Source organism: Pseudoalteromonas sp. P1-26 (assembly GCF_001401795.1).
Lineage (GTDB): Bacteria > Pseudomonadota > Gammaproteobacteria > Enterobacterales > Alteromonadaceae > Pseudoalteromonas.
The window spans coordinates 1-13,522 of the sequence record NZ_LKDX01000069.1 but is presented as its reverse complement, the minus strand read 5'-3'; the positions used below and the strand labels follow the sequence as shown (position 1 = coordinate 13,522).

Genomic DNA, 13,522 nt, shown 5'->3' with positions numbered 1-13,522 from the left:
GATAGCTGATAGCTGATAGCTGATAGCTGATAGCTGATAGCTGATAGCTGATAGCTGATAGCTGATAGCTGATAGCTGATAGCTGATAGTTTGCAACTTACCTCCATTTCCCTACCGTTCATCGTCCCCAAATGTAAGGCAGTGTAATGTTATGTAAAGTCAGTTGAGCAAAACTTAACGTGGTGCTTGAATTACACTCATAAATAGATGTTTTTCAGGTTTTTAGAATGAATTGGCAATATAAGCCGAGTTTATTGGCTTTAAGTGTAATTTTGCTAAGTGCATGTGCGAGCAAGCCGACTCACAATGAACGAGTTGCTGAGCTTGATACTGTACCAAGTGCATGGCAGCAACTCCCTTCTGGCGACAAGGCGCTTGCTGTTGAAGATAACTGGTTGCAGCAATTACACGACCCTCAAGTTTTTACTTTAGTTGAGCAAGCATTAGCCCATAACCAAGCGATTTTACAAGCGGGCTATGATGTCGCGATTAAAGAGCAGCAGCTTATTGCTGCTGGGGCTGATTTATGGCCAAGCCTTGATTTATCAACACGTGCCAGCCGTAGTAAAGATAACCGCCCTGTTAGTTATAACAACGCTAGTTCTGCATCATTAGAATTAAGCTACGAAGTTGATTTATGGGGTAAATTATCGGCCTCAGAACGACAAGCAAACCTTGAATACCTAGCTGAAAAAGCCACCTTTGCACAAAGCAAACAACAATTAGTCGCTGATGTGGTAGCGGGTTGGTTTGATGTTATTACGAACCACAAATTACTTGAGCTATATAAGCAGCGTGAGCAAAACGCTGAGAAAAATTTAGATATTATTGAGTCAGGTTATCGCCAAGGTTTAAATGAAGCACTTGATGTTTATCTTGCTCGTAATGAGCTAAATACCGAGCGCTCGAACATTGCAGCGCAGCAAGCAACGTTAACTAAATCGATTCGCGATTTAGAGCGTTTAACAGGCCAATACCCAACTGGCGCGTTAAGCGTTAGTGCAGATTTACCTCTACTCGATAGTGCTATTCCACTTGGTTTACCTTCAGAGCTTATTACTCGCAAACCTGAGTTAATGGCAAGCTGGTATCAATTACTTAGCACCGATGCTGGTCTTGCTTATGCGCATAAACAGCGTTTTCCGAGCTTAAATCTTTCTGCATCAATGAGTGATAGCACAGATAGAGTGAGCGACTTATTTTCGCCATCAAGCTTAGCGTGGTCGCTGATTGGTAGTATTTCGATGCCGCTTTTTGAAGGGGGTCGCTTAAAAGCCAATGAAGAACAAGCAAGGCTAAGCGTTAAGCGCCAAGAACAGGCGTATCTTGCCACACTTTATGATGCGTTTAACGATGTTGAAACAGCCATCAGTCAAGAGCAAGCGCTTAAAGTACGCTACGAAAAAACCTTAGAAGCGCAAGAAAATGCCATTACCGCAGAGGCATTAGCGTTTGAACAATATCAAAGTGGCTTGGTTACCTACACCACGGTACTCGATGCACAAGACCGTTCGTTCAATGCGCAAAGCTCGGTAATCGAAATTAAAAACCAGTTAATTATTAATAGAATCAACTTACATATTGCCCTTGGTGGTGATTTTAGTGAAGCAAACAGCGAAGTAGCAGAGCAATAATCATGAATAGCAAGACACGTAAAATTTTAATTCCATTGGTAGTAATTGTTGTGACGGTACTGCTTGTCATGTTTATTAAAGGCAACCCGCCTCAAGCAAACCGTTTTTCTTCACCTCCAAAAGCAAAAGTAAATGTGGCAGTTAAGACCTTAACACCAGAAACCTATCAGGTGATGATTGATAGTTTTGGCACCGTAAAGCCACGTACGCAAAGTATGCTAGTCGCGCAGGCTTCAGGGCAAATTATCGAAATTAGTGAGCAATTTCGTGAAGGTGGCTTTTTCGAAAAAGGCGATGTGTTGTTGCAACTAGATGATCGAGATCACCGCGCCGAAGTAAAATCAGCGCAAGCGGCTTTATTAACCGCTGAGCAAAGCCTACTTGAAGAGCAAGCTCGTGGTCGTCAAGCTATTACTGATTGGGAGCGCTTAGGCAAGGGTGAACAAGCAAGTAGCCTGGTATTGCGTAAGCCACAACTTGCAGCAGCCGAGGCAAGTGTATTGTCTGCCCAAGCGACGCTTGAAAAAGCCAAACTTGATTTAGAGCGTACAAAAATAACTGCTCCATACGCGGGGCGAGTTTTAAGCCGCAGCGTAGATTTAGGCCAAGTGGTGAGTAATAACATGGAACTTGCCAGCATTTATGCGATTGACCGTGTTGAAATTCGCTTACCAATCAAAAATAAAGATCTGCCGTTCATTAACTTACCAGAACAATTTCGTGATGGTGCTAAAAATAGCGCAGGTTCACTCGTTAAATTTAGCTCAGATCTTGTTGGTAAACAGCAATGGCAAGGTCAAGTTATTCGCACCGAAGGGGCCATTGATGAAAGCGCGCAGCAGCTTTACGTGGTTGCACAAATTAATGACCCTTACAAAGCCACTTCTGCGAATCAGTATCCAATTAAAATTGGTCAGTACATCAAAGCGCAAATTACCGGCAAAGCGGTTGAAAATGCCATTGTGATCCCAAACAGCGCAATTTACCAAGGCACGTACGTTTATATTGAAGAGCAAGGTGTATTACGTCGTAAAAACATCTCACTGGCTTGGCAAAACGCGACTCAAGCTATGGTTGCCGAAGGCTTATCAGCAGGAGAACACTTAGTGATTACTCCGCTTGGACAAGTTAGCTCAGGTACACAAGTTACCGTTATGGGTAGTGAAGCATATCAAGCTACGCGTGGTAAAGCACAGCGCCCAAGCAATCAAGAGCCGCCTAAAGAGCAAGGAGCGCAATAATGATCGCTTGGTTTACAAAGAATCATGTTGCAGCAAACTTATTGCTGATCAGCATTTTATTAGCGGGGCTATTTAGCGTTTCGACGCAAATACCACTCGAAGTGTTCCCTTCATTTGAAGCAGACCGTATCAGTGTTAGCGTGACCTTACGTGGCTCAACACCTGAAGATGTTGAAAAAGGTGTCGCTATCCGTATTGAAGAAGCGGTGCAAGATCTCGAAGGGATCAAGCGTATTACTAGCCGCTCATCAGAAGGCTCTGCCTCGGTATCAATTGAAGTAGATACCGGCTATGACCCACGGGAGCTATTAGCCGATATAAAAAGCCGGGTTGATGCCATTAACACTTTTCCGGTTGATGCCGAAAAACCAGTTGTAGCCCTTGCACAGCGCACTCGTGAAGTAATAGCGGTAACCGTGTCGAGTGAATACGGCGAAAAAGAAACTTTAGAATACGCCGAGCAGGTACGTGATGACTTATTACGCTTGCCAGAAATCACTCAGGTAGAGCTAAGTGGGGTGCGTGATTACGAAATTGCTATTGAAGTAAGCCAAGATACATTACGCCAATATGATTTACGCTTATCGGACATTTCTTCAGCAATTAGTAATTCAAGTACCGATGTTTCTGCAGGTAACTTAAAAACACAAGGGGGTGATGTACTCATTCGCTCAAAAGGCCAAGCCTATCGTAAAGATGAGTTTGCCCAAGTTGTGGTGAAGTACCAAGCTGATGGTACCATTATTCGCCTAGGTGACATTGCTCGTATTACTGATGACTTCGAAGAAACCCCAGTTCGCACGCGATTCAATGGTAAGCAAGCGGCGTTTATTGATGTGTACCGTATTGGTCCGCAAAGTGCGATTGAAGTTGCTGATGCGGTAAAAAATTACATTACCGAGCATCAAAGCCAGCTACCTGAAGGGTTTGAGTTAAGCTTTTGGGATGACGACTCTGAAATCGTGAAAAGCCGTATTGCTACACTGACAACCAATGCTATTCAAGGTGGTATTTTAGTTCTTGCATTACTTACCTTGTTCTTGCGTCCTGCCATTGCGTTTTGGGTGTTTATTGGTATCCCTGTGTCATTCATGGGCGCGTTTTTAGCAATGCCAATTTTTGGTATTACGCTTAATGTAATGAGTTTATTTGGTTTTATTTTGGTACTTGGTATTGTTGTTGATGATGCCATTGTGACCGGTGAAAATGTCTACACCCACCTAAAAACAGCCGAAAGTGGTGAGCAAGCTGCTATTCGTGGTACGCAAGAAGTTGCGACACCCGTTACCTTTGGTGTACTTACAACGGTTGCTGCATTTTTACCATTAGCCTTTATCGAAGGTAACCGTGGTGCCTTATTTGCGCAAATTCCTGTTGTCGTTATTCCGGTATTACTGTTCTCTTTAATAGAGTCTAAATTTGTTCTGCCGGCTCACTTAAAGTACTTAAAACTACGAAGTGAAAAAAGTAATCCGTCAAAACTGCAGCAGTTTCAGCAGCGTTTTGCCGATGGCTTTGAACACGCCATTATGAAGTACTATCAGCCGCTACTAAATGTTGCACTAAAGAATAAATTAGCAACTGTCAGCTTGTTCGTAGGGGTTTTCTTCATCATTTTGACCCTGATCACCAGCGGTTGGACGAAGTTTATATTCTTCCCACGTATACCAAGTGAAACCGTTCGCGCAGAGCTAACATTCCCTGCTGGAACACCGTTTGAAGTGACCAACAAGTACATCATCGATATGTCAGAGAAGGCCAAAGAGCTACAAGACAAGTATCGCGATGAAGATGGTCAAAGCGTGATTTTAAATATTTTGGCAACCACGGGTGGCCGTGGTGGTTCGTCAAATACAGGTAGTGTGCGCTTTGAAATCACACCAGCCGAAAAACGTGAATCAGATATCGGCTCTCGAGAGCTTGCCAGTGAATGGCGTGACCTTATTGGTATTATACCGGGCGCAGAGAGTGTGACTTTCCGTGCTGAATTTGGTCGCAGTTCAGATCCTATTGATGTGCAGCTAAGTGGCAGCTCAATCGACACCCTTGAAGCTGTGGCAGAAAAGGTAAAAGAGCGTTTAGCAACTTACCCAACTGTGTACGAAATTGCTGATAGCATGTCAGATGGTAAAGACGAGCTGCAAATTGAGCTAACAGAGCAAGGTTTAGCGCTTGGTTTAAACCGTGTTGATGTATCACAGCAAGTGCGTAATTCCTTCTTTGGTGCGCAAGTTCAACGTATTCAACGTGGTCGTGATGATGTGCGTGTAATGGTGCGTTTGCCAATTGAAGAACGTCGCTCAGTTGCTGATTTAACCGATATTTTAATTAAAACCCCAACGGGTGGCACAGTGCCATTGTCGCATGTGGCGACCTTAGTACCGGGGCAAAGTCCATCGTCTATTTATCGTATTGATCGCTATCGCACGTTGAATGTGACAGCCGATGTTGAAAAATCAAATACCAATATGACGGTACTGCAAGCAGATTTAAAAACCTACTTAGATGAGCTCATGGTGCAATACCCAGGGGTTGATTACTCTCTCGAAGGTGAAGCCAAAGAGCAGCGAGAGTCATTTGGTTCATTGGCTTGGGGCCTCGTGTTTGTATTCTTTATTATTTATGCGTTATTAGCGATACCGTTTAAATCATACTTACAGCCATTAATTGTGATGAGTGTTATTCCGTTTGGCATGATAGGTGCGGTAATGGGCCACTGGGTAATGGGCATGGAGTTAACCATTATGAGCTTACTTGGCATGTTAGCCCTGATAGGTGTTGTAGTGAATGACTCTTTGGTACTGGTTGATTTTATCAATAAGAAACGTGAAGAGGGCGGTGATTTACTTGAAACCGTTAAGCTTGCCGGTGCGGCACGTTTTCGCCCTGTTATGCTAACCAGTTTAACCACCTTTATTGGCTTAATGCCGCTGTTATTTGAAAAAGCAACGCAAGCACAATTCCTTATTCCAATGGCAGTAAGCCTTGGTTTTGGGATTATCTTCGCAACGCTTATCACCTTGCTATTAGTGCCAGTTAATTATCTATTAATGGAGCGTTTTCAAGGGTGGTTTAAGTAGGGCTCGAAGTTAACAGTTAGCGCTTGGTTGGGACTAGGCGCTAGGAGCTAGGTTCTAGGACGCGGGGTAAACCCGCTGCTACAGGTAACGAGTGGCGGCGGATTTATCCCGCGTTTTTGTTTTAAAAGAATAAAGTTAGCGAGGGGAAAGGTGCGAGTTTCGAGGGACGAGATACGAGTTGTAGGAGGCGTTTTAACGTCGAAAAAAATGGAGATATTAGATATCAGTGGTTAGACGTTAGATTAGATTGTGCCCGCACATTGCTATGGCTAAACCCGGTACTGTAGGCGTGAAATTTATTTCGCGCGATATTTCTTAAATAACGGGTAAGACGTAGGTCGGGCTTTAGCCCGTCAATGTTAGCGATTATGTGTCGCCATAAATGACGACCTACAGTGCTTGACTCATTAGCTCGTAGGTTGGTTAGAGCAGAGCGAAACCCAACATACAGGAGCTATCAGCTTTCAGCTATCAGAAAAACAAACAAGTTAGCAAGGGGGAAGAGTAAAGTTAACGACTGCCGAGATGTAGGAGGCGTTTCAACGCCGAAAACTAAAATTTCTTGTAAAAGGGAAATATAAGGAAAGTATTGATAACTTGAAACTTGAAACTTGAAACTTGAAACTTGAAACTTGAAACTTGAAACTAAATAGTACCGTAGGCGTGAAATTTATTTCGCGCGAATAAGAATAATAAGCTCTTGTATAAAAGAAAAACTACATGGAAGATTTTCGATAGCTGATAGCTGATAGTGTTCCCCAAGTATGCGGTGCCCGGTGTCAGTCCTGAAACCTTGAGGTTTCAGGGCGGGGATCTGCGGTCTACCGTAGGCTTCTCGGTACATGCCGAGCTTGCACAATAGTAAACGAACAGAAACCCTAACATAAAATTTATCGGCTCAGGGACTTAACCAAGCTCCTGCACCCTAGGGAACACCTTCAGTATATAAGACAAGTTTCAATCCTTAAACCATAGAAGTAAAAAAAGCGGATCGTTCGGGTAGTTTTTCCCCACCTTTAACTGCTTATTTACTTTTCAGATTGCTTTTTGACCTCAATCATACAATTAATTGGAGTTGCGATTTATCGAGTGGTAGCATGGCGTTACTTAGCCGAACAAAGAAAAAGTTATGAGCACGTTACCTGATTACCAACAAGCCCAATTGTTATTAGAAAAGAATGAAATTTTTGTCGCACCAGCCGAAGCCCATGGTGTGATCAGTGGTTTATTAGCCTGTGGCATCAATATCGAAGCCGACGAATACTTAGGTTTATTAAGCGATGTATTCAATGATGGCTTAGCCTTCAATAAAGATTTAAAAGCATTTTTTGCTGATGTGTATTCTCAGGTTGTTGCCAGCTTTAGCGATGAAGAATTTCAGTTTGACCTATTCTTACCAAGCGACGACGAAACACTGATCGATTTAGCCAATGGCTTAGTATCTTGGGTATCGGGTTTTATGCTTGGTTTTGGTTTAAAACAAAAAGATTACGGCAAGTTATCTGCTGACGTGAAAGAAGTGATCAGCGATTTTAGTGAAATTACCCGCCTAGACACCATGTTTGAAGAGACCGAAGAAGACAGCCAAGCACTCCACGAAGTGATTGAGTATGTGCGTGTTTCTGCGCTTTTATGTTTTGCTGAATTAGGCAAAGAGCCTGCAGATAAAAACCCTAAGAAGACCCTTCACTAATCAAATTACAGAGGTTTAGCATGTCGTCTATTGCAATAGATAAAGCTGAATTTAAAGCCCGCCGCGAGCGCTTGCTTGCTATGATGGATAAAAATAGCGTGGCTATTATTCCTGCGGCTGGAGAAGTAACACGTAGCCGTGATACTGAATATGCATTTCGCCAAGACAGTGACTTTTTCTACCTAACAGGGTTTAACGAACCAGATGCAGTTTTAGTGCTTTGCCCGTCAAGCGATACACCAAGTACGCTTATTTGCCGTAATAAAGATAAACTAGCTGAAATTTGGCATGGCCGTAGAATTGGCTTCGAAAAAGCTAAATCAGAGTACTTATTCGACGCAACTTGCCCACTTAGTGAACTAGATGAACAATTATTAGATTTGGTGAACGGCCAGCAGATTTTATTTTATGCACAAGGCACTTACGCAAATTTCGATGCAAAGGTTTGGGACTTATTAAACACACTTCGCGGCGCACCTAAAAAAGGCTATAAAGCACCGCATACCATTAAAGATATTCGTGGTTTAGTGCATGAAATGCGTTTGTTTAAATCTGACGCAGAATTAAACATTATGCGTACAGCTTGTGAAATTAGTGCACAAGGCCATATTCGCGCGATGCAGTTTGCCAAACCAGGCGCAACTGAATACCAATTAGAAGCAGAGCTTCATCACCATTATGCAATGAATGGTGCCCGTCATCCTGCTTATGGCACGATAGTCGGCAGTGGCGATAACGCTAACATTTTGCACTACACACAAAATGACGCTGAGCTAAAAGATGGCGATTTAGTGTTAATTGATTCTGGCTGTGAACTTGAAGGTTATGCGGCAGATATCACACGTACTTTCCCAATCAATGGCAAGTTTAGCGAACCTCAAGCAGCGCTTTACAACATTGTATTAGCAGCTCAAGAAGCAGCATTCAGCCAAGTAAAGCCAGGCGGTAGTTTATCGAAAGCGAATGAACTGGCCTCAACGGTATTAACGCAAGGGCTTATTGATTTAGGCATTTTAACCGGTGAGCTTGATGAGCTAATGGCAAACCAAGCGTGCAAAGCATTTTACATGCATGGCCTTGGTCATTGGTTAGGGTTAGACGTACACGATGTTGGCGAATATAAGCTTGATGAAAAAGAGCGCGTATTTGAGCCGGGCATGGTGCTCACAATCGAACCGGGTTTATATATTAGCGAAGATGCAAAAGCACCAGAGCAATATAAAGGCATCGGTATTCGTATCGAAGATAACTTACTTGTCACTAAAGATGGCCATGAAAACCTGACCATTTCGGTTCCTAAAACCATTAGTGACATTGAAGCAGTGATGCAAGCAAACAAAGGCTAGGAGCAAGCGTGGCAAAGCAGTTTGATGTTGTCATTATCGGCGGTGGAATGGCAGGTGCAAGTTGTGCCCTAGGCCTAAAACAGAGCAATAAGCAGTTATCAATCGCTGTAATTGAAGCAAATGAAGTGAGCGCAAACTATCATCCAAGCTTTGATGATAGAAGCATTGCGCTGGCTCAGCAGTCTGTTCAGTACTTAAAATCAATCAATGCGTTTGATTGCCAAGCACCATTTGCGGCAGCGATTAAAAAAGTCACTGTGTCTGATCGTGGTCATTTTGGTAAAACGCATATTGATTGCCAAGAATATGGTCATGATGCCCTTGGTTATGTGGTCGAAGTGAACCCATTTGGGCGCAGCCTTCATCAGCAACTTACGCGTACTGATGTTAGTTTGTTTTGCCCTAATACGGTTGCCAAGCTTGAATACCAAAGCGATTTTGCCAACATCACGCTGAGCTCGGGCGAGCAGTTAAGCGCAAAGCTTGTGGTGATTGCTGATGGCGCTCATTCGCAAAGCCGTAAACTGGCTAATATTGAATTTAATACCCGCGCATATCAGCAAGCGGCGATTATTGCCAACATCGAAGTGGCTGGCGGTCATCATAATCATGCCTTTGAGCGTTTTACTGAGCACGGCCCAATGGCACTGTTGCCAATGAGTAATAACCGATATTCACTGGTGTGGTGCATGGAGCCTGAGCAAATTGAGCACACTATGGCGCTTGAAGACGATGCCTTTTTAGCTGCGTTACAAAAAGCATTTGGTTACTGCGGCGGCGCATTTAGTAAAGTGGGTATGCGCGCAAGTTATCCGCTTGTGTACGGTAAAGCAGAATCACTGAGCAGCCACCGTACGGTATTAATTGGTAATGCAGGGCATGCTATTCACCCAATCGCAGGGCAGGGCTTTAATTTAGGCCTACGTGATGTGCAATTATTGTGTGATATGGCAAACCGAAGCGACCTTGGTGATTACGCTTTTACGCGTAATTACAGCCAAACTCGCAGTAAAGATATTACTACCGTGATGACACTCACAGACAGCCTAGTGCGTTTGTTCTCTAACTCATCACGATTGCTCGCGCTTGGTCGCAGCATTGGCCTTTTCTCAATGGATTTATTCTCCTCGTTAAAAACCCCGCTGGCAAAACAGCTTATGGGTCAGGTTAAGCAAGGTAAACGGATATGAAACAAGCACAAGTTTGTATTGTCGGTGGTGGCTGTGTTGGCCTTATGCTAGCACTTGGTTTAGCAAAAGCAGATATCAGCGTTGTGGTGATTGATGCGAGTAAAAATCAAACCTTACCGGGTGATGATTACGCACTTCGCGTGAGCGCATTGAGCTTAGCTAGTCAGGGCTTATTCGAGTCTTTAAATGTATGGCCAGAGATCATTAAACAACGTGCTACACCGTATACGTCGATGGATGTACGTGATCAAGACAGCTTTGGTAAAATTCATTTTGATCATAACGATCTCGATTTGCCGCAGCTGGGTCATATCGTCGAAAACGATATTATTCGCTACGCTTTAATTAGCGAACTTGAAAAGCAAAGTAATGCTACTTTACTGTTCGAAACCCGCTATCAGCAAATTCATCAAACTGACTCTGATGTGTTTATTACTCTTGAAAGCGGCGAGCCTGTGATTGCTAAATTATTAGTAGCGGCTGATGGGGCTAACTCGGCTATTCGCAAGCAGTTCAACATGCCAATTACCTTCAAAGATTATGACCATCACGCCATTGTTGCCACGGTTAAAACCGCTGATGAGCATAACAACACAGCACGCCAAGTGTTTTTACCAACCGGGCCGCTGGCGTTTTTACCCTTGCCAGATAACCATACGCACTCAATTGTTTGGTCAACAAGCCCTGAGCATTGCGACACACTTTTAGCGCTTGATGATAGCAACTTTAATAAAGCGGTTATGGCAGCCCTTGATGGCCAATGTGGTTTATGTGAAGTGCAAAGTGAGCGCATGGCGTTTCCACTTAAGATGCGTTATGCCCAGCAGTGGGTGTCGGGCAAAGTAGTATTAATGGGCGATGCAGCGCATACCATTCATCCATTAGCTGGTTTAGGTATGAACCTTGGCCTAAAAGACGCTGCTTATTTAATTGAGCTATTAAGTAATGAGCAAGGCGAGTTTGCAAGTGCACGCACGCTGCGTGATTATGAACGTACTCGTAAGCTTGATGCACAAAAACATATTGCCATGATGCAAGGCTTAAAAGAGCTATTTGCGGGCGCTAATCCACTGAAAAAGCTTGTACGTGGTGTTGGTTTAAGCCTTGTAGACAGCCTTGGCCCCATTAAACATTTGTTTGCAAAAGAAGCAATTGGTAAATAACACCTAACTAGTTGTTACTATTTAGTTTAAGCCGCAGCTAAGCAATTAGCTGCGGCTTTTTTGCACTTATATGAACGCAAAATGATAGCGCTGTCATTTTTGTTAGTGTATGATTAAATTTTTGTGATTGGTATGGAAATTGAACAGCTCTGTTGAGTTGTATACTAGATTCCAACCAAATAAAAATAATTAAACTAAGAGAACAATTATGGAAGCAACGGTTGAGTGTGACAACAACACAAAACAAAGCATCTGGCTGCCAATGGTATTGGCTGGCTCAATGTTTTTTATCTTAGGGTGTATAACGTGGCTTAATGGTGCAATTACACCATTTTTGCAGCAAATGCTTGAGCTTTCGCCGTTACAAGCTTCGTTTATCATCTCTTCTTTTTATATTGCGGTAACAGTTGCCGGTATCCCGTCGGCTATGCTGATCAAGCGCGTTGGTTATAAGAATGGTATGGCGATTGGCTGTGCGATTATGGCTTTATCGGCGCTGATGTATATTCCGGCTGCGAAACTGCAAATGATCGAAATTTTCTTGTTCGCACAGTTAATGATAGGTGTTGGACAAACCGTGCTACAAACCGCTGTTAACCCATACGTGGTGAAAATGGGCTCTGAAAAATCAGCCGCTGTGCGCGTGTGTATCATGGGCTTATTAAACAAATTTGCGGGTGTTATCGTGCCGGTGATTTTTGCAGCTGTAGTAGTAAGCGGTGTTGTTGATGGTGCAGGTAAATTATCACAAGAGCAAAAAGACATTATGGCAAATAGCCTTATCATGCCTTATGTGTTGATTGCTGCTTTAATCATGTTATTTGCCGCCTTTGCGAAATTTGCACCATTACCTGATTTAGTGTTTGATGAAGACGAAACATCAAACGGTAAAGGTGAAATTAAAGAAACCCTAGCACACCCTCACTTAGTTTTAGGTGTAGTGGGTATTGCTTTATACGTTGCTGTTGAAGTTATTGCAGCAGATACCATTGGCTCGTACGCTTTACAAATTGGCGTTGCCGACTACTCAGTTATGACCTCTTACACTATGGCGTGTATGTTGATTGGTTACGCGATTGGTATTTTGACTATTCCACGCTTTATGAGCCAACAAACAGCGTTATTAATGTCGGGTATTGCTGGTATTATCACCGTGATGTTAGTGGTACTTGGTAGCAATGACTCGTTTATTATTTCAAATCTATTATTAGTGCCATTTGGTGGCCCACAATTACCAGACCCATTGTTATGCATTGCGTTATTAGGCTTTGCTAATGCCATGGTTTGGCCTGCAATTTGGCCACTAGCTTTAGCTGGCTTAGGTCGCTTAACAGGCACTGCATCAGGGTTATTGATCATGGGTATTGCTGGTGGTGCACTAGGCCCATTATTAATCGGTTTAGGAAACGTAGCAGGCCTTGGTGCACAAGGCGCTTACATTGTGATGATCCCAAGTTATGTATTCATTTTATTCTACGCCTTAAAAGGCCATAAGATGAGAAGCTGGAAATAACCCAGCAAACTAATTTTTCAAGTTAGGCAAAGCCGCGGTACGCCCATCACCGCGGCTTTTTTGATCTTAAACTAAAGCTATCAGCTTTCAGCCGTCAGCTATCAGATTCAAAGTTAGCGAGTTACAAGGGTAAAGAGTAAAGGGGAAAGTTTGCGAGATGCGAGTTGTAGGAGGCGTTTTAGCGCCGAAAAAAGAGATATTAGATATCAGTCGTCAGAAGTCAGATTGGATTGTGCCAGCACATAGTTAAATTGAAATGCTCATCCGTAGGCGTGAAATTTATTTCGCGCGATGTTTCTTAAACCAACGGGTGAGTCGTAGGTCGGGCTTTAGCCCGTCAATGTTAGCGATTATGTGTCGCTATAAATGACGACTTACAGTGCTTGATTCATTAACTCGTAGGTTGGGAAGAGCGGAGCGATACCCAACGCTTGGAGCCATCAGCTATCAGATTCAAAGTTAGCGAGTTAGAAAGAGTAAAGGTACGAGTTTCGAGGGACGAGATGCGAGTTGTAGGAGGCGTTTTAACGCCGAAAAAAGTCGATTGGGTAGGGAGCCCTCTTTACGAATCTAAAACCAACACTATGCTGTTAGCACCTAGCACCTAGCACCTAGCACCTAGCACCTAGCACCTAGCACCTAGCACCTAGCACCTAGCACCT

At 43.4% G+C, this 13,522-nt stretch carries 8 protein-coding genes and 1 other RNA gene; 8 read left to right on the top strand and 1 reads right to left on the bottom strand.

Annotated features, from left to right (window positions below; genetic code table 11):
* Positions 1 to 227 precede the first annotated feature (227 nt).
* Genes AN394_RS20055 through AN394_RS20045 form a run of 3 tightly spaced genes read left to right on the top strand, consistent with a single transcriptional unit; the run spans position 228 to position 5,955 of the window.
* Positions 228 to 1,634, top strand: a complete 1,407-nt coding sequence (locus tag AN394_RS20055; RefSeq protein WP_055022382.1) for a TolC family protein — start codon at positions 228 to 230, stop codon at positions 1,632 to 1,634.
* Positions 1,635 to 1,636: 2 nt separating this feature from the next.
* A complete protein-coding gene (locus AN394_RS20050) occupies positions 1,637 to 2,875 on the top strand; it encodes an efflux RND transporter periplasmic adaptor subunit (RefSeq protein ID WP_055022381.1) in 1,239 nt (412 codons plus the stop codon).
* Complete coding sequence (locus AN394_RS20045) at positions 2,875 to 5,955, top strand: efflux RND transporter permease subunit (RefSeq protein WP_054560764.1); 3,081 nt, start codon at positions 2,875 to 2,877, stop codon at positions 5,953 to 5,955. The genes AN394_RS20050 and AN394_RS20045 overlap by 1 nt, the downstream gene beginning before the upstream one ends.
* Positions 5,956 to 6,706: 751 nt before the next feature.
* Here AN394_RS20045 and ssrS read toward each other — a convergent pair.
* Positions 6,707 to 6,890, bottom strand: a non-coding RNA gene (ssrS, locus tag AN394_RS21800) — 6S RNA.
* A 194-nt stretch (positions 6,891 to 7,084) separates the two neighbouring features.
* On the opposite strand from ssrS, the gene AN394_RS20040 reads away from it, so the two are divergent.
* The 5 genes from AN394_RS20040 (at position 7,085) to nagP (ending at position 12,860) form a co-directional block, all read left to right on the top strand.
* Positions 7,085 to 7,648 carry a UPF0149 family protein gene (locus AN394_RS20040; RefSeq protein WP_054551315.1) on the top strand — a complete coding sequence of 188 codons (564 nt, stop codon included), beginning with the start codon at positions 7,085 to 7,087 and terminating at the stop codon, positions 7,646 to 7,648.
* Between the two features lie 20 nt (positions 7,649 to 7,668).
* Positions 7,669 to 8,994 carry a Xaa-Pro aminopeptidase gene (gene pepP / locus AN394_RS20035; protein ID WP_054560762.1) on the top strand — a complete coding sequence of 442 codons (1,326 nt, stop codon included), beginning with the start codon at positions 7,669 to 7,671 and terminating at the stop codon, positions 8,992 to 8,994.
* Between the two features lie 8 nt (positions 8,995 to 9,002).
* Positions 9,003 to 10,184, top strand: coding sequence for a 2-octaprenyl-6-methoxyphenyl hydroxylase (gene ubiH, locus AN394_RS20030; protein WP_054560761.1), 1,182 nt, complete (start codon positions 9,003 to 9,005; stop codon positions 10,182 to 10,184).
* A complete protein-coding gene (locus AN394_RS20025; RefSeq protein ID WP_055022380.1) occupies positions 10,181 to 11,347 on the top strand; it encodes an FAD-dependent monooxygenase in 1,167 nt (388 codons plus the stop codon). The genes ubiH and AN394_RS20025 overlap by 4 nt, the downstream gene beginning before the upstream one ends.
* A gap of 208 nt (positions 11,348 to 11,555) precedes the next feature.
* Positions 11,556 to 12,860: an N-acetylglucosamine MFS transporter NagP gene (gene nagP / locus AN394_RS20020; RefSeq protein WP_054560759.1), complete on the top strand. Its 1,305-nt coding sequence runs from the start codon at positions 11,556 to 11,558 to the stop codon at positions 12,858 to 12,860.
* Positions 12,861 to 13,522 lie beyond the last annotated feature (662 nt).